Source organism: Streptomyces pallidus (ex Mingjun et al. 2026), assembly GCF_051550185.1.
GTDB lineage: Bacteria > Actinomycetota > Actinomycetes > Streptomycetales > Streptomycetaceae > Streptomyces.
Genome location: NZ_CP196181.1, coordinates 7736712 through 7756469, shown reverse-complemented (window position 1 = coordinate 7756469; position 19758 = coordinate 7736712). Strand labels below are relative to the sequence as shown.

Sequence of the window (19758 nt, the reverse complement as noted above, 5' to 3'; positions counted from 1 at the left end):
GCCCAGGGGGGACGGACCGATGCGTCCATAGCCCGGTCCTATGGGGAGCGGCAGGGTCGGCCCGGCCGTGTTTCCGGCCTGCACAGGCCCGGTCTATGGAGCCATCGGATCGACCGCCTTACTGCGGGACGGCCTCCCGGGCGGCCGCAGCGATGGCGCAGATGGTCCTCGGGGCCACCCCTTCGGCTGCGGCCGAGCGGTTCGACACCGGGGCGAGCGTGCCGGACCGGGGACGGACCTGCGGCCGGCGGGGCTGCGAAGTACCCGTAGGCGGTTTTCCACGGTGCGAAGTCGTGCGGCAGGTACCGCCAGGCGATCCCTATGCGGTCGACATAGAGGACCGCGTCCATGATCCAGCGAAGGTCGTGCTCGGGCGGACGGCCGACGTCCAGGCCCTTCCCTCTCCGCTCGGCCCGCCAGGCCGACAGCATCGGTCCCAGCAGTTCCCACCGGGCATCGGACAGGTCACTCGGCCGCTCCGGAGGGCCGTTGTTGTTGGCGCACGTTTCGGTACTACCGTCGGCCGACACCTCCAGACAGGGCGCAAACAGGGGTGAGCGGGGGCGCCTTGGGAACAGACAGGAGCGAAGGGGCCGAAACGGACCGACAACCGCCGTCAACAGCCGCATCTGCCACAGAGCAGCCAGACACCGCAGTCACCCCATAGCAGCCAACCATCCAGACCGAGAGCAAACGCCATCTACGGGACAAAAGCTCTTTGGCCTCGCGCACACCGTGTCGTCGTGCACACACCCACGTCAGGAGATCCGAGAAGAATCGCCAGGGATCCGTCTTTACATTGACATTGCCCAGAGCAGGATTGATGTGAGGACGGACCCCCGCGCGGGCGGCTCACTGAGACAGGCGGTCCCAGAACGAGCATTGGTGTGCGGAATACGCGTCGACAGGGTGGATCCCGCCCGGTTCCGGACCCAGCGACTGCACCGACGGCGCGTGAGGTGACGAAGCGCGGAGGGCGGGCCATAGCGGGGCGTCGGTGGTGTTCGGGTTTCCGGTGCGTGCGAAGTTCGTCCAGTAGCCGACCATCCGGTCCGACAGGGCGCGCTGGCCGTCGTCCAGCGGTCGTTCGGTGGGGAACGGGGTGAATAGGAACGGCATCTCGAAGCCGTGCGCCGCGCCGTAGGGGAAGTCCGGGTTCGCCGGCAGGCCGGAGAGGACAGGAGCGTGTGGATCGTTGAACTCGTAGCCATAGAGAGGAAGGCCGGGGGCGCGTGCCGCGATGGACTGGCCGGCTGTCAGCGTGGTGCACGTGAAGGACCGATCGGTCAGCACCGAGGCCCAGGCCAGCGCGGGAGAGGGATGGTGTGCTGCCGGATACCGCGCCTCGACGGCCGGGGCCGCGGCCCCGAAGGCTTCCGCCAAGCGGGCTCGGTAGTCGTCCTCGGTGCGGATCGGGAACGCGGCGAGCGACAGGCCGACGAACATCCGCATCTCATCGCGGTTGGTGCCCAGGATGACCGGCAGGCGGTGGAAGCGTCCCGACGCCAGCGCCTGGGCAGGAGCAACGGGCAGCAGCCCGTTGCCGAAGGCGGGCCGGTTGAAGGACTGCATCAGCTGCGCGGTGGCGAGACGATCCGTGCTTTGCCCGCGCAGGCACGCCAGAACCTCGTCCCCGCCGCCCGCCGTGCAGCCCAGGTGCCGGGCGGCTTCGGCACCGGCCGTCTGGACATCGGCCTGTGCGGCAAACGGCTCGTACGCCGGTGTTCCGGGGGCGAGTGCGCCGCGCGGGAACGACGTGAGGCAGGAACCGCTCTGGAGGACGGCCCTCTGGAAAAGTCCTGCGGCTGTCGGCGAGGTGAGGTGGGCACAGATGCCGAGGGCGCCCGCGGACTCACCGAACAGCGTGACACTGCGCGGATCGCCGCCGAAACGCGCCGCGTTCGCCCGTACCCAGCGCAGGGCGGCCTGCTGGTCCGCCAGGCCGAACGGCGGGGCGGCGCCCAACCCGGAGTGGCCGAAGTAGCCGAAGATCCCCAGCCGGTAATTGACCGTGACGACGATGGCGTCACCCTGGACCGCGAGCCGTTCGGCGCTGTAGTCACTGCCGGAACCGCCCAGGAACGCACCGCCGTGCATCCACACCATCACGGGCCGCTTCCTCGCAGCCGGCTCGGCCGCCGGCACCGTGACGTTGAGGTAGAGGCAGTCCTCCGAGCCGATGACCCCGCCCGCACCGGGTGGCGGCATCTGCACACAGCGTTCAGCCGGCCTCGTCGCGTCCCGGACACCCTGCCATGCAGCGGCGGGGACGGGGGCACGCCAGCGCAGCGGTCCGGTCGGCGGCGCGGCGTACGGGATGCCGTCGAAGGTGGTGTACGAGCCGTGGGACATGCCGCGTACCAGGCCCTGCTCCGTCCGTACGACCGTACGGTCCTGCCTGTCGGAGTCGGGGAACCCGGGGCCTGCGGCGGCCGCGGGTGCGGCGGTGGCCGACACCAGCGTCACCGCGCACAGCAGGGGGAGGAGTGTCACGCGGAGCGCGGCCTTTCGGTACGGACGCGGTGACGTGGTCGGGGGCATGAGTACCACCGTTCTTGGTCGGAAACGGGACGGGACGCCAAGGGACGCCAAGGGACGCCGTGGCACGCGGCCACACCGGTCCACGCAAGACGGCACGACACCTGAGCTGCGAGAACGGTGCGGACTGACCCGCTGGCGATCAATACGCTAGAACCTCCCGCGCACTGGAGGTTCAAGGGACTGTGACGCAAGACACGTGGAGCATCGGTGAACTCGCTGCCGCAACGGGCCTTCCCGTCAAAACGCTCCGCTACTACTCCGACAGCGGTCTGCTGCCGGTGGCCGCTCGCAGCACCGGCGGTCATCGGCGCTACGGCCCCGAGGCGTGGGAGCGCATCCGGCTCATCAGACGCCTGCGCGCGCTGGACACCCCGATCGCAACGATCACGCAGGTGGTCACGGGGGAGTGCACACTCGGCGAACTGGTGGCGACCGAGCTCGAAGCGGTGCAGGAACGACTGACCGAACTGCGGTGGCGCGAGGCCACACTCAAGGCACTGGACGACTGCCCGGGCGAGGAACGGCTCCGGCGCCTGGAGATACTCTCCCGCGTGCAGCGGCTCCCGGAGGCGCACCGCACGCTCACTGATCACTGGTACCGCGAGCTGTCCGCGGCCATGCCCAAGCCTCGACTCGACATCATGGTCGCCATGCTGGCCCCCGCCCCACCGCAAGACCCCGTCCCCGCCTCGGCCCTGGCCTACGCCGAGCTGCACCTGCTCATTTCCACGGCCGGTTTCACCCGCTGGACCCAGGACCACGACGAAGAGATGAGGGACGGCCCGGCCTTCTACGCGGAGATCGACGAAGCCGCCGCGCTGACGGCCGCCGCTCTGGCCCAGGGCCTGCCGCCCGGTGCCGGCGACGCGGTGGACGCGTTCGTGTCCGCCCACGCGCGAGCCCGCCGCGAGTCGGACACCCCCGCCTTCCGCGCACGCCTCCACGGATTGGTGTCACGGTCATCCGGCTTCGACCCACGACTCGAGCGGTATTGGGCCCTGGTCGGCACTGCTACGGCCGGGCGCGTCCTGAACATGACCGTGGCGCATCGATGGCTCACTGACGGCCTGGCCATGTCGATCGCCGCAACGAACACCTGAGAGGTCGTTTTTTCGTCTGCACTGCCTTCATATAGGGCGATTCCTGGAGTGCGGGATGGTGGCACGAAGATATGAAAGGTGTGTTTGGGGTCTGTGGGTCGGCTGGGGTGTTGAGTGGGACGGGATGAGGCGTGTTCATGTCTCATCCCAGGACGCCGGTCCTCGCTGTCGCGCGCTTCCGCTGGCGTCGCCGTGCGCCTGGGCGCATTCGCTCCGCAGCAGTACGCCGGAAGCATGCCGACCCGACGCCCGTACCCGGGTGATCTGTCCGATGCCCGCTGGGAGTTGATCGAGCCGGTGCTCCAGGCCTGGCGTTTGGAGCGCCGCGGCCGGGCCCTGGACTTCGGTCGGGCCACCAGAGCACGATCTGCGTGAGATCATGAACTTCCCGCACTGGAACACCGTCCCGGACGGCGTCGGCGTCCCAGCGGGCGTAGCGCAGCAGCCGCTGCATGGGCCCCTGGCCGGACATGACCAGCCTGTTCAGCCAACTGCCAGCAGTTCTTCCGCTCTACGTGCGACAGCAGCCCGAGCAGATAGGCACGGGCACTCACTCTCGGCTCAACTGGGCCGCGGTGGCCCGCGATCCGGGCCACGACCTGGTCGAACATCATCTGCCAGCGGGCAGGGTCCACGCTGTCGCTCACGGTCACCGAACGATCTTCGTTTGTCCACACACCAACCGCTGATCGCGCGGTGGCCGTACCCGTTCCCATCTGGGTCCCTTATGAGGCTGCAAGATCAGGACGGGTTACCAGGAGTCCCGTCACCCTCGACATTGGCCACCATCTTGCGTAGCACCTTGAGTGCGGCCACGTACTCTTCGTCGCTGACGCCCTGGTGGACCACGGCGCGTATCTCGGTCGCCAGATCACGGAGTCGCACTCTGGCGGCCTCCCCGGCATCTGTCAGGTGCAGGCGCTGCCCGTCGCTGATCCGGAGCCATTCGCGGTGGAGCAACTGGTCGATGACTCTGGCGATTTCGTGCGGCCCGTCGGCAAGGTGCGCCAGTTGCGCGATGGTCTCCTCGCGGCTCGGCGCCGTGGGACCGACGTTCACGCGGTTGAGTACCCAGTACTGCGGCTGCGTGACGTCGACCTTGGCCATGGCGTCGCGCAGATGCCGGGTGACGGTCGTGTGGGTCAGGCCGGTCCAATAACCGACTGGCTGAGTTGCCAGCATCTCGTCGGTGGCGGCTGGGTTTGCCGGCGCCTGATCGGTGGTGGTTCCGGTGAGTGTTTCCATGATCGCGACGCTACGTGCCCCCGGCGCAGGGAACAATCGGAATGCGGTATTCGCTGCAACTCGACCTGGGGTACGCCGGAAGCGCGACCACCGTCATCCTCCCAGCTGGCGCGGCCCGCGCCGTCATGCCGAAGCCCACCGCGGCCTGTGCCGCTCGCCGGCACCACCGAGGGCGCCCGCCGGCTGGCCGACTTCACCACCACCGCCCGCCCCTTGCTGCTGGACCTGAGCGGCGACTTCGCCGAGGCCGCGCAGCCCTGGCACGACCGGGTCGATGTCATCAGCGGCAAGGCCGACGGCACGAGCGCGACAGGCCTGCTGCTACGCCCCGACTGCCACATAGCATGGACCGGAACAGAACCGAACGACGTCAGCGGTCTGCGAGCCGCGCTGCACCAGTGGTTCGGCGAACCGATGAACAACGCCCGTGAGCAGGGCACGTCTCAAAAAGGGATCAGTCCCACTTTCTAATGAGAACGGGTTCTGCGAGCGAACTCGCGTTCGGTGAGGTCTGACGACCGGTGATCGACTCGCTCGCGCAAAACGACCAGATGGCGGACGCGGCCAATGAACCCGCGCAATCCGGGGGTTCACGGCGGCCCGAATCCAATCAGATCCGACGGTGATTGCCGACAGGGTTTGACGACAGACAGGGGCCGATCCTCCGTACGGAAGGGACCCCAATGACAAGCCTGATCTACAAGCGGGTCTCGACCGACCAGCAGTCCACCGCCCGGCAGGACCTCGTCCTGGAGGAGGCCGGGAACGAGGACCCAGTCGTCTTCGAGGAGTACCCGGGCACCTCCAGCCGCCTCCACCCCCTCCAGCGCCCGAAGTTCCGCGCGCTCCTCGACTACGCCCGACCCGGGACACCCCGCACGTCTTCGAGATGTTCCGCCTCGTACGCGGCAACTCGACGGCGCCCCGGACGCTCCGGCGGTCCCGGCACAGCGCAAGGCCCGCCGCGACTACGACAGCTCATGCTCCACCAGCGCTGGCTGACCGAACGGCTCGCCGTCATCGAGGACCCCGAACACAACCGGCTTCTCCGGCACTTCGCCCCTTGGCACCAGATGCGTCGCCTGCGGGCCGCGGCGGCGAAGGGGCCACTGGACGCTCCCAGACCCACCAGGCCAAGCAGGAGACCACCCAGGCCGAAGCCCTCATTATCTGGCTCGCCGACCGAGGCCGCACCATCGAACACTGCCGGCAGGCCGACCTCGGCGGCTGGCACACCGAGAAGCCGGCCACCCGGCGCCCTGCCCAGACGTTCCTGCGCTGGTGCATGAAGATGGGCCGGATGCCCCGCCTCGCCATGCTCCGGCGGGTCCTCAACGACGACTCCCTGCCGCTGCGGAGCCGCGTCGTTGCTGCGCTCGTTCTCCTCTACGCCCAGCCTGTCAGCCGCATCGTTTGCCTCACCATCGACGACATCACCGATGACGGGACCGTCATCGCCGTCCGGCTGGGAGATCCGCCGTCGCCCCTCCCGAGCCCGTCGCCGACCTGCTGCGTGCCTACGTCCGCTCCCACCAGCGCCTGCCCTGCGCCAGCAGCAGAAGTGCCCGATGGCTCTTCCCCGGCCGTCAGCCCGGGCAGCCGGTGAACCCGGTCAGCCTGCAGGCCCACCTGCGCGAGATCGGCGTCCCTTCACAGCGTCCCGCAGGCCTCCGTCCCCGTCATCGCGAAGGCGCTTGACTACCACGACAAGACCGCCACGCGGCTACGGAAGCGGGCGGAACCTGGAGCCGATACGCCCCCGGCGATCACGAACGGCGCCGATGACGGACACAATGCCGGGATGACCCGACCCAGAATCCGTGTCGCCGCATACGTGATCCGGCAGCGCGCCGTCCCCGAGCTGCTGGTGTTCGACCATGTCGGTATGCCGGAGGCCGGCACCCAGGTCCCTGCGGGAGGAGTCAAGCCGGGCGAAGGGCCGGAAGACGCGGTTCTTCGAGAGGTCGTCGAGGAGACCGGTCTGCTGACAGCCACCGTGGACCGGCAACTCACTGTGGAGGAGAAGCCCCACCCCGACACGGGTCAGCCACGGCGAACCGGCTTCTTCTACCTCCAGGCACCCGCGGACACCCCCGATGCGTGGGAGCATCACGTCCACGGCGACGGAGACGACGCCGGCCTCACGTTCGCCTGCCGGTTCCTCCCACTTCCCCTGAAGCAGCCACTGGCCGACGATCAAGACGCATGGCTGGGCCGCATCGACTCGCGATGGACCACCGTCACCGGTGACAGTCAGTGATCAGCCGCCGAAACCGCACGGCGAATACGCGACACCTCTACATGCGAGCCCACCAGTCCCGAGGCCGGCCACCTCTCCGTAGAGTTGCTCAGCGTCACCGGAGCTGATCCGGCTGGCACCGCAGGAAGGGAGAACCCGCCTACATGACCACCCCGCCGTCCGAGCGCCCCCTCATCTACGCCGAAGATCTCAGACCCGAGGACGTCCGCGCCTTGGAGACGTTCCTCAACGTCCAGTTGGGGCGGGTGTACAAGGAGGTCGGGGAGACCGGTGAGACGTCACTCGCGATGCGGTCTCTGCTCATCCTGGTCTGCGACTCGGCCGAGCTCCTGTACACGCTCCTCGCGGTGGAGCGGCCACGGATGTGGCAGCGGGCCGCGATCGTGCGGGAGTGGCAGCGGCTACGCAGTACGGCCCATGAGTTCAACCATTGCGAGGGCTACGACCACGACCGCTGGTGGAACCAGGTACGGCACTTCGACGCCTCCGACGAGACCTGCGAACAGGACCGGATCCGCCGGTTCGCCGATGTCGGGCCGTACCCCGAAACCGGACATTAACCGCCTGGAGCGGGACTGCCTCGGCGAAGGCCGCGGAGTTACCAGACACAAGAAACCTCGCGGCGCCGCTCACCCGCCCGATCCGCAGGGAAGTGATCGCCGCCAACTCAGATGCGTCCCCGGCGGCGCCGGGGTTTGGTCAAGGCTTCCTGCCCCAGGGCCTGTGTCATGCCGTGATCAGTTCCTGGGTTCTGTCCTCTTGGCGGAGCGGAAGCCGGTAGGACTGCGATCGTGACACGCAGGCAACTCCCTGTGGAAGTTCATCGAGCCGTATCTGCCCATCGGTAGGTACGGCCCGTACCCGGAGCGGTTGCGGGAGCAGTTCGAGGGGTGATCTGGCGGTTCCGGTCGAGTGCTCAATGGCGGGAGATGCCTCGCGAGTTCGTCCGACTCCCCGCTCTCGGGGCTCACCTCTTGGCCGACGGCGCGCTCCACACGAGGCGGCCGTCGGCATTAGGGTCACGGGTGTGGAGATGCGGACGATCATCGCGGGGCTCGCTGAAGAAGCCGAGCGGCAGATCCGGGACCGGGTGTGGGAAATGACGGCCACCGAGCGGGTGGTCGCCGGGAAGACAGCCGACGACCTGAGCAGCGCCGTCGGGCCGCCCCACGTGCAAGAGGCGCTGGCGGTGATCGACCGGCTCGCGCGGCTGCGGGAAGCCCTCGCCGCCCTCGCATTGTCCCTGGCGCGCGTCCACGGTCGCCTCGCCTGGTTCCTCGGCGCAGCCTGCACCCCCCTCGCCCCCGTCCTGCACTGGCGCGCCCTCCCCGCCGAAGACGGCACCGCCTTCGGCGCCATCCCGCCCAGCGTGCAGCAATACCAAGACGCCGAAGCCGCCGTACGCCGACTGGAGGCCGCCCTCACCCACATCACCACCACCTGACCACGGCATCCGCATCCGCCTCCGCCTCCGTCCGGCCGACCTGGCTGCGCGTGGGAAGTCCGCCCCTCCCCCGTCCTTGCACAGCCGCCCGTGGTGGCTCTTGGAAGACTTGGCCGGGGACCTCGATCTGCGCCCCGGGGTGAGGGTCCTGTACCTCGGCTCCACGTAAGGGCGCCTCTTCCGTATGCCTCGCCCGCGAGTTCGGTGTGGACGTCATTGCCGCCGACTGGTGGATCCCGGCCAAGGATGCCGCCGCCGTATTCGCCGAGGCGGGGATCAGCGACGAGGTGAGGACGTTATGGGCGGAGGCGCACGCCCTGCCCTTCGAGGCGGAGAGCTTCCACGCGGTCGTGAGCATCGACGCGGTCGATCCGCGCAACGTGGCCTTCGACCGAGCCGGAGCTCCGAGGCAGAGTGAGGCCGTTGACGACGGCGTCCCAGTCGTTCTGCGGGAAGGCGACGAAGCCCTGGACCGGTCCACACCGCTGGCCCGCGGCACGACCTTGCCCGTGCGGTGGTGCACTACATCCCACACGCCGTGGGCGAACCACCCGCCCGCTACGACGTAGCCAGCGCCCGGCGGGTCCACCGCGAGCGCCAAGAGCCCCACGGCCGTAACTGGGGTTGCCAGCCGATGACCAGCACCCGTCGGCGCATGCGACGCCGCCGGGCCGGAGCGCCTCCGGCCGGGGTGGGCAAGCTGTTCGGGGGTGGCTTGCCCAGGCTCCCTTTGGGCTTGCCCAGGGTGCGTGCGTCGCGTTCAGCTGCGGCGGCGGAAGAAGCCGGGCCCGGACCGGACCAGGTCCACGGTGCGCTTGTCCTCGCCCTGTGGCAGCAGCCGGCCGCACTCCCCGTACCGCGCAGTTTCTGCTGGACTCCGTACACCGGCTTCCCCGCCGCCTTCGTCGTGGAGCACTGGCTCGGAGCCGAGGGCCTGCCACGCCGGTACGCCGACTACCTGGCCGCCGACGGATGCACCGCCCGCAACACGGTCTCCACCATCGGCTCCTTCGTTCTCGGCATGTCAGACCATGCCGTTCTCCTACCACGTGCGGAAGACCGCCAAGAGCGCTACGGGAGTCCAGGTCGAGGCCCCCTGGGGTACGGCCGCTCCCTGGAATGGGCGACCTCCTGCCCCCGCCGCGGCACAACTTCGTCACCCTCCCCCGTGTCCGTCCCGGATCCCCTGCCTTCGACCGCCACCACCCGGGGATCGGGTGGGGGGCTGGGGTGGGGTGATCAGGCCTGTTTCGTAGGCGTAGACGACGGCTTGGACTCGGTCGCGTAGGTTCAGTTTTGACAGGATGCGGGCTACGTGGGTCTTGACCGTGGTGGGGCTGAGGAACAGGCGGGAGGCGAGTTCGGCGTTGCTGAGGCCCGTTGCGAGCAGGCGGAGTACCTCGAGCTCGCGGGGGGTCAGGGCGGACAGGTCGCGGTGGGCTGGGGGCTGTGGTTCGTGGTGAGGGGCGAAGCGCTCGATCAGGCGGCGGGTGATCGTGGGCGCGAGGAGAGCGTCGCCCGTCTGTACCAGGCGTAGGGCGGCGACCAGGTGTTCGGGGCTGACGTCCTTGAGCAGGAATCCGCTGGCGCCGGCTGTGAGTGCGGCGTAGACGTAGTGGTCGAGGTCGTAGGTGGTGAGGATGATGACCCGCGTTTGGGCCTGGTCGTCGCCGACGATGCGCCTGGTGGCCTCGATGCCGTCCATCTGCGGCATCCGGATGTCCATCAGGACGACGTCGGGCCGGGTGCGGCGGACCGCTGCGACGGCTTCGGCCCCGTCGGCGGCCTCGGCCGTCACTTCGATGCCGTCCGCGGTCAGGATCATCTTGAAACCGGTGCGTACGAGGGCCTGGTCGTCGGCGATGACCGCGCGTAGTGCCCTGGTCATGCGGCGCTCCGGGGGATACGGGGGGTCACCCGGTAGCCGTCGGCGGTCCTCGAGGTGTACGAGCCTGTCGAGCTGCTCCTGCTGGGACTGGGCGGGGTCGCGATCGCGGTGCTGGGCGCGTTGGTCCCGGCCGGCTGGGCCGCCAGGGCCCGTACGGCGACGGCGCTGCGCACCGAGTAGTCCGACAGGGGGCGAGTCGATCCCCTCCCGCCGCCCCGCAGGTGCGGCCCCTGCGGCGGGGCAGCGGTGTACTGCCCCGCCTCGTCGGCGGTAGCACGCGGCCGCAGCTCTCACACTGCACGCCCATACCTCCAGCCCAGGTCCCGCAGTCGGGGGGGGTGTCTCTATGTCCTTCGTCAAGGGTGCGGTGCCGGGTTTGGGTTGTTTGGGGTGGTTATGCGGCGAGGGTGACGGTGGGGGGTCGGGATTCGTAGAAGGTGCCGTCGCGGAGCATGGCGAAGAGGACGCTGATGCGTTGGCGGGCGAGTCGGAGGAGGGCTTGGGTGTGGGTTTTGCCGCGTGCTCGTTGCCGGTCGTAGTAGGTGCGTGAGGCGGGGTCGGCGTTCATGCAGGCGAAGGCGGAGAGGAACATGGCGCGTTTGAGCTGCCGGTTTCCGCCTCTGGGTGCGTGTTCGCCGTGGATCGAGGTCCCTGACGACCTGGTGGTGGGGGCGAGGCCGGCGTAGGAGGCGAGGTGGCTGGCGGTGGGGAAGCCGGTCCCGTCGCCGACGGTGACCAGCAGGACGGCGGCGGTCCTGACTCCGACTCCGGGCATCGAGGTCAGGACCGGGTGAAGAGGGTGGGCCTCCAGCAGGGTGTTGATCTGGGTTTCCAGGGCTCGGCGCTGTTCGTGGACCGCGGCGAGCGCGCGGGCCAGCGAGGGGATGACCACGTCGAGGGTGCCCGTGCCGGGGACGACGACGGTCTGTTCGTCGAGGGCGTTGAAGATGTCGTCGATCAGCCTGTCGGCCATGCGCGGGGCCTTGGGCCGGATTACCTCGACGAGTCTGCGGCGGCCGGCCTTGCGCAGTGCGGCCGGGGATCCGTAGCGCTCCAGGAGCCAGGTGACGGCGGGGTGGTCCAGTCGCGGTCCGAGCACGCGCTCCAGCGACGGGTGGAACTGGGTGAGCAGGCCGCGTATCCGGTTGCTGGTGCGGGTGGCCTCGGCGGCGAGGTCCTGGTCGAAGCCGGTCAGGACGGTCAGCTCGGCGGTGATCTCGTCGGTCAGCTCCAGTGAACGCAGGGTGTGGGGCATGGTGCGGGCCGCGTCCGCGATCACCGCCGCGTCCTTCGCGTCGGTCTTCGCCTCCCCCGGATACAGGTCGGCGATCCGCCGCATCGCCAGTCCGGGCAGATAGGCGACCTCGCAGCCGGCGTCGCGGGCGACGGTCAGCGGGAGAGCCCCGATCGAGGCGGGCTGGTCCACGATCACCAGGACGCTGCCGAACTTGGCTTTGAGCTTGTCGAAGACGGCCCGCAGCTTCGGTTCGCTGTTGGGCATCGGCTTGTCGAAGACCTTCTTCCCGGCCGGGGTGAGCCCGTGGCCGTGGTGGGCGGTCTTGCCGACGTCCATCCCGAGGAAGACGCCTATGCCTTCGGTGTCTAACATCGCAACCTTCCGCAGGTGTTGACCGTGCCGGCCTCGGCGGTGGCACCGTGCTCGCGCATCCACGTTATGCAGACCTGCCGCCCACGTATCTGCCCGGCATTGCGCCGGACCGGACGGTGGCCGGGTCTCTCATCAGCGTCTCCGACGGCACCTGCCGGGCCCGGCGACACCACCCCCCAGGTCATCCGTTCGACAGAGGGGACACAGTCATACCGGGCCCGGAGGCCAGCGGCCCCATTGCAGGACCGCGAAAAACATAACGGGGGACGAGGGGCCAGGGCCGGCGGGCCGCTGGGGGTTTCGGCAGCCGCGTTGCTCAGGCGCTCCCCTCTTGCCAGCCTGGCAGCTCCCCCCACGCCACCAGGCCATCAGCCATGCCGTTTCCTTGGCGGCGTCCAAGAGATACGTTGCGGGGATTCGCCGACGCGGGACGTAGATCAGGCCGATGGCCAGGAACGTCATCGCTGTGCCGATACCGGTGCGGCGGGCGTGGAGCATGCCCTCCGGGTCGGCGCCTGCCGGCAGCATGCTGATCCCCGCCGAAGCGAGGAGAGCGCCGCTCGTCTTCTGCAGCCGCCCGTCGGCCTTGGGGCCGTAGACCAGCTCGGACTTCTGAGCGAGACGAGCCGGCCACAGGCCGCCCAGGAGATCGAAGAGTCCCTGTGCTCGCGCCAGGGTCACCTCACGGAGCATGACGGCGCCTCCTCCTGCCGGCCGGCACTCGCGTCGCGGTCTTCGGTCCGCCCGTGGACAGTGTCCTCTCCGCTCACGTCCCGCTGGCCTTCGCGGTGTATCGCGGAAGTTGGGCGGAGGCCCGGTCCGGACGGTGGACGAACCCGGCCGGCTCCCCTGAGATCTCGGCGTCAACGGCACGCCGGTCCGCGTCAGGCCATCGGCTACGGGCCGTGGGGTGCGTGTGGTTCCTCCCCCGCGTACATCCTCGTGAGTTCGGCGGCGATCCGGGCCAGCCACTGCCGTACCTCCGGCGGCTCCAGTACCTCCAGCCCCGCTCCCAGCCCGGCCAGATGTCCTGCCAGGGCCTTGGCGGCCGGGCCGTCGACCCATACCTCGGTCCAGCCATCGGGCAGCGGACCACCGACGCGCACGCGGCCGCCGAGAAACCGTTGCAGAAGGGCCAGCGTGTCGGGGTGGACGCGGGCCCGGGCGGTCACCGCGTGCATGCCGTCCTGGAAGGCTCCCGACAGCGTCCGCCACGCCGTGGCGAGGTCGAAGTCGGGCGGCCGGGTCACCGGTTCGCCAGTGGGCTCGACGGAGGTGACCCGGCTGAGCCGGAAGGTGCGCAGGCCCTTGTCCGTGCCGGCGACCAGGTAGTCCACGCCCGCCTTGGCCACGAGCCCGAGGGGGTCGACGGTGCGTTCGCCGGCTGGTTTACCGACGGCCGCGTACCCGAGGCGGACGCGGATCCCGTCCACGACGGCGCCCTGGAGCGCGGAGCGGTGGGCGGCATCGGCGGTGACGGCGTTGCGGGACCAGTCCGTGGCGTCGACGACCCCTGCCCGGGTCGCGGCTTCGGCCTGCGCCCGCATGGTCGGGGGCAAGGCCCGGACCAGCTTGCGCAGCGTGGTACGCAGTGCGGGGGTGGCCGACAGGGGGCCGGTGGCGAGGAAGAGTGCCCGGGTCTCGTCGGCAGTCAGTCCGGTGAGGTTGGTACGGGCCCCGCCGACGAGGGACCAGCCGCCGCCGCGGCCGCGCTGCGAGTAGACGGGGATACCGGCCGCGGCCAGGGCCTCCAGGTCGCGGCGCGCGGTGCGCTCGGACACCTCCAGTTCGGCGGCCACTTCGGGGACGGTGACGCGGCCGCGTTCTTGGAGGAAGAGCAGGGTCGCCACCAGCCGGTCGGCTCTCATGTGCCCCTTTTCCTCCTTCGTGGGTGCCGCGTCGTCGCCTTTCATTCTCTTCGGAAAACTGGCCAGAAGGTGGCCACTTCTGTTTGCAGGATGGACCCATGAACAAGACCGAGCAGCTCATCGAGACCCCGTCCGACTCCACCGATGCCGTCGCCGCCCCCTCCTCGTTCGATCCGCGGACCGATCTCGCCGCGGCCGTCGAGCTGGCGGGCCGTACGCTGGCCGCCGTCCGACCCGAGCAGTACGACGCCCCGACCCCCTGTGAGGAGTTCGACGTACGGCGGCTGTCGAGCCACCTCGTCGCCGTCGTCCGCCGAATCTCGGTGATCGGACGCGGCGAGGACCCGTTCAGCGTGCCGTCCTTCGCCGACGAGGTCGCCGACGGCGCATGGGCGGAGGCCTGGGTGTCGGGCGCCCGCGAGGTCGCGGAGGTGTGGGCGGATCCGGGCATCCTCGGCCGGCAGCTGCGCCTGCCGATGGGCGTCCTGCCGGGCGCGGCCGCCGCGGCCGTCTACACCCACGAACTCACGGTGCACACCTGGGACCTGGCCAGGGCGACCGGTCAGGCCCCGGACTGGGACCCGGCTCTCATCGAGCGTGTGATCGGCGTCGTACGTGGCGCGCTGCCGGCGGAAACCCGCGGCGGGCGGATCCCCTTCGGGGAAGTGGTGGCCGTGGGCCCCGAGGCCCCGGCCATCGACCGGCTCGTGGCGTGGGCCGGACGCCGGCCCTGAGGGCCCCGGCACAGGACAGCCCCCCAGGTCTGCCGGAGGGGGGCCGCCGGGGTCAGGATGCGGCGGACGCGTAGTGGTCGGCGTACGCCTGGAGGCGGGGGGCGAGCGGGCTCTCGGGGCCTGAGGAGTTCATCTGCGTCCACAGCTCGTTCTCCACGACGAAGCGGTACGCGAACTCCTCGAAGGTGTCGGCGCACCGCATCAGCGAGGAGGCGACCGCAGCTTTGGCCTCCTCGGTCGGCTCCCCCTGCGCCCACCAGCCGGCGGACTCCAGTTCCAGGTGCGAGAGGACCACGAACGCCTCACCGGAGGGGCGCAGGTAGAGGTACCAGATGACGCAGTCCTGCTGGTCGCGCAGGAAGCGTACGAGGCGGGCGCCCTCCTCGGCCGGGCTGTGCAGAGGGCCGGAGAGGTGGCTCCAGCAGGCCGTCACCGAGACCTCGTCGAAGGTGTGGCAGAGGCGCTCGCTGCCGTAGAAGGCGGCGAAGCCCTCGGGGAGCGCCAGTCCGGCTCCGGCCAGTTCCCGCTCCAGGGACGCGAGATGCTCCGTGTGCTCGGAGTGCGGCCCGCCCGCCCCGCCCAGCCAGTCGTACCCGTCGTCGAGGTGCGCGGCCTCCAGCGGCGGCAGGCTCTCCAGGGGGTACACCTCGTAGGTGGATGCGCACGGCCGCAGGCTCCCCAGGTCCGTGGCGCACCAGCCGGTGGGGAAGGGGACGGCCGCGGCGTCGGCTGCGGGCCCGGAAACGGAAACGGACATGGAGAACCCCTCAGAAGGTGGCCGGTTCAGCGGTACGTCCACATCCTCGCGCCTGCCACTGACAGCGGCCGGCTCGTCGATCCGGTCAGCTCGGGCCGCTCGCCCCCGTGTGCGTTTCGACGAAGCGACGCAGCTCCTCGCGCGGATCGGGTCCCAGCCCGCCGCGCCAGATCCGGTTGGTCGCCACCCCTGCGGGAATTCCGGCGAGCAGCATGTCGCGCATGGCCGAGATGGCGGCCCGCTTCGCCTCCGTGACGCGATGACGGCTCTCCTCGCTTCCGTCGTCCGCGGCCAGCGCCTCGGTCAGCTGCCGCTCCCAGGCACCCAGCTTGCCCCAGGCATACATCTCCCCCTGTCCGGAGCCCATGTGCTGAAGACCGACGAGCGTCCATCCCTGGCTCTCCGTCAGGGGTGTGCTCGCCGAAACCCACGCGGTGGCCAACTCGGCCGCCTTCCATGCCAGTTCGGCATCCGCATCGGCGTTGACGGAGTGGACTGCGTCGGCGTTCTCGTCTCTGGTTTCGTTCATGAGCCGACCATACCAGCAATTTCGTCACATCGACGATAAGGGTGGGTCTGTTCGATCCCCGCCGATCGCTCCCGCCGTCGCGTGCCCGTGGCGCGGCCACGGCCGTGAAAACCTCCGTCATGCCCGAATCACGCTTGTCACCCGTTCCGTCTTCCGCCGGCTCAGGTGAGGGCGGCGATAACCTCCCGATCCGCCCGTTCGCCCTCGGTGGCCCCGCCCTCCATGAAGCCCGGGAAGTGGGGGGCGGCGGTGGCGCAGGGGGCCGTTCGAACGCCGGCCGTCGGCCCGACAGCCGGACCGGCAGGTGGGGTGGTTTGGAGCCTGTCAGGGTCTGTTCAAGCCGGGGCCGGGTGGGCGAGGATCACACCCGCCCCACCCACGCCTTCCCCACCACGCCTTCCCACCCCCGGAGGATGTCCATGACCCGCCGCACACCCCGCGGCACGCTCGCCGCGGCCGCCGCCACCGTGGCGCTCTTCTCGCTCGCCGGCCCGGCCACCGCACAGTCCTCGGCCCCGACGGCCGGCGCCACCGCGCCGCAGGGCCGGATCTTCATGGTCAACCCTGTGCAGGCCACAGGCGACCAGGCACTGACCGACGGCAAGGACGCCGATTCCGCCGTCCCCGCCACCGCGTACACTCTGGCCGCACTGCGCAACCTGGACGCCGGCGGCGGGCTCCACGGCCGCTGGGCCTCCGTGCGCTCGGACACCGGCGCGTCGGCCAAGACCGGCGAGGCCGCCGGGTACACCCGGCACGACGACCGGTTTGAGCAGGTCATGGCCTACTTCTGGGTCAACGAGGCGCAGGAGTACCTCCAGTCCCTGGGCTTCGGCAGCGAGCTGCCGGGCGCCAACGACCGGGTGCAGCCCGTGCGCATCAACCAGTGGGGCGCAGACAACTCCTTCTTCACCGACAAGAAGGACGAGATCCGCTTCGGCAAGGGCGGGGTCGACGACGCCGAGGACGCCGAGGTGATCGTCCACGAGTACGGCCACTCGGTGCACGAGGCCCAGGTGCCCGGGTTCGGCGCCTCGCCCGAGGCCGGCGCGATCGGCGAGGCCTTCGGCGACTACCTGGCCGTCGCGGTCGGCGAGTACGCCGGCGCCCGGTACGGATGGACCCGCCGGACCGAGCTGGGCTGCGTCGCCGACTGGGACTCGACCGGCTACAGCGCCGCCCCGCACTGTCTGCGCCGGATCGACGGCACCAAGGTCTACGCGGACCGCGTCGGCGAGGTCCACGCGGACGGCGAGATCTGGTCCCGGGCCCTGTTCGACATCCGTGGCGCGCTCGGGGCCCGCACCGCCGACCGGATCATCGTGAATGCGCAGTTCGGCTTCGCCCCCGGCACCGGCTTTGCTGACGCGGCCCGGACGACGGTCGCGACCGCGGAGCGGATGTACGGCGCCGCGGCCGCGCGGCAGGTCCGCGCAGCCTTCGCGGCCCGCGAGATCCCCGGCGTCTGAGGGGACTCGGTCCGGCGTCGTCCCTCCGACGACGCCGGACCCCGCTGCCTCGCCGGGCCGGATCCGCCGCCCCCACTGCATGGGCAGCGCAGAGAAGTTGGGGTCATCTGGAAGCGGCTCGAGGTCGACCTCGACGGTCGCCCCGCTGACGCCTGCTCGGCGACTCGGTCCGGCCTGCTGTGTCGTCGACGACGTTGGCTCGTGTGGCGGGCCGCGGAACGCTTCCAGGTCAGCCCTGCCACCGCAGCCCGCTCCCGCCGGCTGGGTGTCGCCGGAATGAGTGACCGCTCAAGGCGCCCCCCGCCACCAGCCCGGCAGGACACCAGTCGAGGTCGAACGGCAGGTCATCCCGCTCCGGCGCAATCACCGCATCGACCCTGCGACTGGCGACCCGAACCGGGATCGAAACTGCCCCGGGCAGGCACGTACCCCGGGTGTGAACGCCATGCCGCGGTCCATGTCCACGCCGAGGGCGGGCACGGCGACCTTGCGCCCGCCCCGCGGCGACACGGGATGGCCTCCCCGGTCACAGGCGGGTGATGAACCGGCCGTCGGGAAGTATGCGCAGCCGGCCGCGGTCGACGAGTGTGATCAGTCTCCCGCGCAGCGGTTCCAGTTTGGCCCCCACGCTGACGTCGACTCCCAGCATCTCACGGACCTGCCGGGTCATGACCGGTCCGGCGGCCTGCCGCACGGCGGTGAAGATGCGCTGGTAGTCCGGCGGGCGCGTGGCCTCCTCCACGCCCGGTGTGGTGTGCGGGATCAGCATCACCGCCCGACCACCCACCGGCCCAGGCGCCGGGCGGCCAAAGCGCGCTCGCCAGCGAGTTGTTCGCTCACCCGCTCAAGGACGCGTTCGGCGATGGCGCGTTTCGTTCCGTTCGGCCCGCACCTCCGCCCGCTGCTTGGCCAGCTGTTCTTTGAGTTCATCCAGTTCCGCGGGCCGCGTGGTATCCGCTCCAGCAGCTCGGCATCCAGCATGCGGCGGATCGTAGAGGGTCGCTGGACCGCAGCGGGCAGGAACCGCTGAGCCGATCGCTCTGGCAGACCCTCTGCGCCGCAGAGTGCCGCCCACGACCAGGTCACCGGCCGGCTCAACTCAGCCGACCGCAGCATGTCGTGAGGCAGCGACAGGAAGACGATCACTAGATCGGGTGCCATATACGCAGTTCGGCGCGCCTTCAGTGCAATTGGCCCCATGCTGGAGAAACCTGCGAGACAAGATCACGAAAGGTCGACCCATGACCACGACAGCACAGGACGTCATCACCACCAAGCTCGAACGTAATTTCGATATCATGGACGCCAACCACGACGGCTACCTGGACTGGACGGACTACCAGAAGCTCGCCGACCGCTACATCCAGGCCTACAAACTCGACAAGAGCGACCGGCGGGCCAGGGCCATCACGGCCTTCTGCCAGATCTACTGGCTGGAGCTGCTGCGCCACGCCGGTGTGGACGCGGATCGGCTCACCAAGGACCAGTTCGTCACGGCCAACCGCCTCGCGGTCATCGACACCAGCCGGCTCAACATCACCGAGGGCGGCGGGCACGCGATCTTCGACGTCATCGACGTCGACGGTGATAACGAGATCAGCAAGGACGAGTTCGAGCGCTTCCTGAGGGACGTGTGGAAGAGCGACGCGCCCGACGCGATGGACGCGTTCCCCAAGCTGGACACCGACGGGGACGGCGTGATCTCGCGCCACGAGTTCATTCGGGCGGTGCGTGAGCACTTCCTCTCCAACGATCCGGACGCGCCGGGCAGCCTGTTCTTCGGGCGCGTCTGACCCGCCCGCTTCCCGGCGTTCACCAGTTCGGCCGGGAGATCCCCCGGCCGCCCCTGGACTTCGGTGCCGGTGGGCGGCCGTCCCCGTGCGTGATACGGCGAGTCGAATTCCCCGACGAAGCCATCCGCGTGCCCACGGCGAACAGGAACCGGCGAGCCAGCCACACGGGCAAACGATCTACTGCGCGGACTGCCGTCCACGTCCAGCGTGAGCACCCCGAAGGTCGTCACACCAGCCCTTTGACCTGCGAATTCAAGGGGGTGGAGGCTCGCTCCCCCACCGCGATGTCCAACGGGTGGAGTCCGCTTTCACCCGACGGACATCGCGGTGGACTCCATTGCCGCCGGGGTGCTCGCCACGGTGGGCTCCACTCTCCACTCGATGCAGCCCCAACAGGAGGCTCAGTCGTTCTGCAGGTCCTTCAGCTGGCGTACGGCGACGCGGCCTTCGTCGGTGAGACGGGCACGGGTCCTGGGCCCCATGGTGCGGAGGATCTGTACCAGGTCGTCTCGTCGAGCTGG

At 69.9% G+C, this 19758-nt stretch carries 21 protein-coding genes and 7 pseudogenes; 16 read left to right on the top strand and 12 right to left on the bottom strand.

Annotation, left to right across the window (positions count from 1 at the left end):
* Positions 1 to 254: 254 nt before the first annotated feature.
* Both ACSHWO_RS34795 and ACSHWO_RS34790 read right to left on the bottom strand, forming a co-directional pair.
* A pseudogene (locus ACSHWO_RS34795) lies at positions 255 to 431 on the bottom strand (transposase); the annotation flags it as partial.
* A 421-nt stretch (positions 432 to 852) separates the two neighbouring features.
* Positions 853 to 2493: a carboxylesterase/lipase family protein gene (locus ACSHWO_RS34790; protein ID WP_438318754.1), complete on the bottom strand. Its 1641-nt coding sequence runs from the start codon at positions 2491 to 2493 to the stop codon at positions 853 to 855.
* Positions 2494 to 2723: 230 nt separating this feature from the next.
* Between ACSHWO_RS34790 and ACSHWO_RS34785 the strand changes: the two genes are divergently transcribed.
* A complete protein-coding gene (locus tag ACSHWO_RS34785) occupies positions 2724 to 3641 on the top strand; it encodes a MerR family transcriptional regulator (protein ID WP_438318751.1) in 918 nt (305 codons plus the stop codon).
* A gap of 234 nt (positions 3642 to 3875) precedes the next feature.
* Positions 3876 to 3968 (top strand): annotated as a pseudogene (locus ACSHWO_RS34780) (IS5 family transposase); the annotation flags it as partial.
* Between the two features lie 70 nt (positions 3969 to 4038).
* Here the strand turns inward: ACSHWO_RS34780 and ACSHWO_RS34775 are convergent.
* Positions 4039 to 4237: pseudogene (locus ACSHWO_RS34775) on the bottom strand (IS701 family transposase); the annotation flags it as partial.
* 145 nt (positions 4238 to 4382) lie between these two features.
* Complete coding sequence (locus tag ACSHWO_RS34770; protein ID WP_438318748.1) at positions 4383 to 4886, bottom strand: MarR family winged helix-turn-helix transcriptional regulator; 504 nt, start codon at positions 4884 to 4886, stop codon at positions 4383 to 4385.
* 147 nt (positions 4887 to 5033) lie between these two features.
* On the opposite strand from ACSHWO_RS34770, the gene ACSHWO_RS34765 reads away from it, so the two are divergent.
* The 9 genes and pseudogenes from ACSHWO_RS34765 to ACSHWO_RS34725 form a co-directional block, all read left to right on the top strand.
* Positions 5034 to 5357 (top strand): hypothetical protein, encoded by a 324-nt coding sequence (locus ACSHWO_RS34765; protein WP_438318745.1) that lies wholly within the window; start codon positions 5034 to 5036, stop codon positions 5355 to 5357.
* Positions 5358 to 5569: 212 nt separating this feature from the next.
* Positions 5570 to 5695, top strand: a pseudogene (locus ACSHWO_RS34760) (recombinase family protein); the annotation flags it as partial.
* 254 nt (positions 5696 to 5949) lie between these two features.
* On the top strand, positions 5950 to 6492 hold the full coding sequence (locus ACSHWO_RS34755; protein WP_438319352.1) for a hypothetical protein: 543 nt from the start codon (positions 5950 to 5952) through the stop codon (positions 6490 to 6492).
* Between the two features lie 195 nt (positions 6493 to 6687).
* Positions 6688 to 7146: an NUDIX hydrolase gene (locus tag ACSHWO_RS34750; protein ID WP_438318742.1), complete on the top strand. Its 459-nt coding sequence runs from the start codon at positions 6688 to 6690 to the stop codon at positions 7144 to 7146.
* Positions 7147 to 7289: 143 nt separating this feature from the next.
* Positions 7290 to 7706 (top strand): hypothetical protein, encoded by a 417-nt coding sequence (locus tag ACSHWO_RS34745; protein ID WP_438318739.1) that lies wholly within the window; start codon positions 7290 to 7292, stop codon positions 7704 to 7706.
* Positions 7707 to 7956: 250 nt separating this feature from the next.
* Positions 7957 to 8090 (top strand): annotated as a pseudogene (locus ACSHWO_RS34740) (transposase); the annotation flags it as partial.
* Between the two features lie 89 nt (positions 8091 to 8179).
* On the top strand, positions 8180 to 8590 hold the full coding sequence (locus tag ACSHWO_RS34735; protein WP_438319343.1) for a hypothetical protein: 411 nt from the start codon (positions 8180 to 8182) through the stop codon (positions 8588 to 8590).
* 206 nt (positions 8591 to 8796) lie between these two features.
* Positions 8797 to 9159, top strand: a complete 363-nt coding sequence (locus ACSHWO_RS34730) for a hypothetical protein (protein WP_438318737.1) — start codon at positions 8797 to 8799, stop codon at positions 9157 to 9159.
* A gap of 302 nt (positions 9160 to 9461) precedes the next feature.
* Positions 9462 to 9829, top strand: a pseudogene (locus ACSHWO_RS34725) (cytochrome ubiquinol oxidase subunit I); the annotation flags it as partial.
* On the opposite strand, the gene ACSHWO_RS34720 reads toward ACSHWO_RS34725, so the two are convergent.
* A complete protein-coding gene (locus ACSHWO_RS34720) occupies positions 9747 to 10478 on the bottom strand; it encodes a response regulator (RefSeq protein ID WP_438318734.1) in 732 nt (243 codons plus the stop codon). The pseudogene ACSHWO_RS34725 and the gene ACSHWO_RS34720 overlap by 83 nt on opposite strands.
* A gap of 54 nt (positions 10479 to 10532) precedes the next feature.
* Here ACSHWO_RS34720 and ACSHWO_RS34715 point away from each other — a divergent pair, with 54 nt between their 5' ends.
* Positions 10533 to 10658, top strand: coding sequence for a hypothetical protein (locus ACSHWO_RS34715; RefSeq protein WP_438318731.1), 126 nt, complete (start codon positions 10533 to 10535; stop codon positions 10656 to 10658).
* 214 nt (positions 10659 to 10872) lie between these two features.
* Here ACSHWO_RS34715 and ACSHWO_RS34710 read toward each other — a convergent pair whose 3' ends face one another.
* The 3 genes from ACSHWO_RS34710 to ACSHWO_RS34700 all read right to left on the bottom strand — a co-directional run bounded on the left by ACSHWO_RS34710 (position 10873) and on the right by ACSHWO_RS34700 (position 13955).
* Complete coding sequence (locus tag ACSHWO_RS34710) at positions 10873 to 12087, bottom strand: IS110 family transposase (protein WP_438309567.1); 1215 nt, start codon at positions 12085 to 12087, stop codon at positions 10873 to 10875.
* A 207-nt stretch (positions 12088 to 12294) separates the two neighbouring features.
* Positions 12295 to 12780, bottom strand: coding sequence for a hypothetical protein (locus tag ACSHWO_RS34705; protein WP_438318728.1), 486 nt, complete (start codon positions 12778 to 12780; stop codon positions 12295 to 12297).
* Between the two features lie 203 nt (positions 12781 to 12983).
* On the bottom strand, positions 12984 to 13955 hold the full coding sequence (locus ACSHWO_RS34700) for a helix-turn-helix transcriptional regulator (RefSeq protein ID WP_438318725.1): 972 nt from the start codon (positions 13953 to 13955) through the stop codon (positions 12984 to 12986).
* Positions 13956 to 14053: 98 nt separating this feature from the next.
* Here ACSHWO_RS34700 and ACSHWO_RS34695 point away from each other — a divergent pair, with 98 nt between their 5' ends.
* Positions 14054 to 14689, top strand: a complete 636-nt coding sequence (locus ACSHWO_RS34695; RefSeq protein ID WP_438318722.1) for a TIGR03086 family metal-binding protein — start codon at positions 14054 to 14056, stop codon at positions 14687 to 14689.
* Between the two features lie 52 nt (positions 14690 to 14741).
* On the opposite strand, the gene ACSHWO_RS34690 is transcribed toward ACSHWO_RS34695, so the two are convergent.
* Both ACSHWO_RS34690 and ACSHWO_RS34685 read right to left on the bottom strand, forming a co-directional pair.
* A complete protein-coding gene (locus tag ACSHWO_RS34690) occupies positions 14742 to 15446 on the bottom strand; it encodes a hypothetical protein (RefSeq protein ID WP_438318720.1) in 705 nt (234 codons plus the stop codon).
* Positions 15447 to 15531: 85 nt separating this feature from the next.
* Positions 15532 to 15975 carry a hypothetical protein gene (locus ACSHWO_RS34685; RefSeq protein WP_438318717.1) on the bottom strand — a complete coding sequence of 148 codons (444 nt, stop codon included), beginning with the start codon at positions 15973 to 15975 and terminating at the stop codon, positions 15532 to 15534.
* Between the two features lie 419 nt (positions 15976 to 16394).
* Between ACSHWO_RS34685 and ACSHWO_RS34680 the strand changes: the two genes are divergently transcribed.
* Both ACSHWO_RS34680 and ACSHWO_RS34675 read left to right on the top strand, forming a co-directional pair.
* Positions 16395 to 17444, top strand: coding sequence for a M4 family metallopeptidase (locus ACSHWO_RS34680; protein ID WP_438318714.1), 1050 nt, complete (start codon positions 16395 to 16397; stop codon positions 17442 to 17444).
* 79 nt (positions 17445 to 17523) lie between these two features.
* A pseudogene (locus tag ACSHWO_RS34675) lies at positions 17524 to 17872 on the top strand (hypothetical protein); the annotation flags it as partial.
* A 98-nt stretch (positions 17873 to 17970) separates the two neighbouring features.
* Here ACSHWO_RS34675 and ACSHWO_RS34670 read toward each other — a convergent pair.
* On the bottom strand, positions 17971 to 18213 hold the full coding sequence (locus ACSHWO_RS34670; protein ID WP_438318711.1) for a hypothetical protein: 243 nt from the start codon (positions 18211 to 18213) through the stop codon (positions 17971 to 17973).
* A complete protein-coding gene (locus ACSHWO_RS34665; protein WP_438318708.1) occupies positions 18213 to 18425 on the bottom strand; it encodes a hypothetical protein in 213 nt (70 codons plus the stop codon). Before ACSHWO_RS34665 ends, ACSHWO_RS34670 begins: the two co-directional genes overlap by 1 nt.
* A gap of 260 nt (positions 18426 to 18685) precedes the next feature.
* On the opposite strand from ACSHWO_RS34665, the gene ACSHWO_RS34660 reads away from it, so the two are divergent.
* Positions 18686 to 19237 carry an EF-hand domain-containing protein gene (locus ACSHWO_RS34660; protein WP_438318705.1) on the top strand — a complete coding sequence of 184 codons (552 nt, stop codon included), beginning with the start codon at positions 18686 to 18688 and terminating at the stop codon, positions 19235 to 19237.
* Positions 19238 to 19758 lie beyond the last annotated feature (521 nt).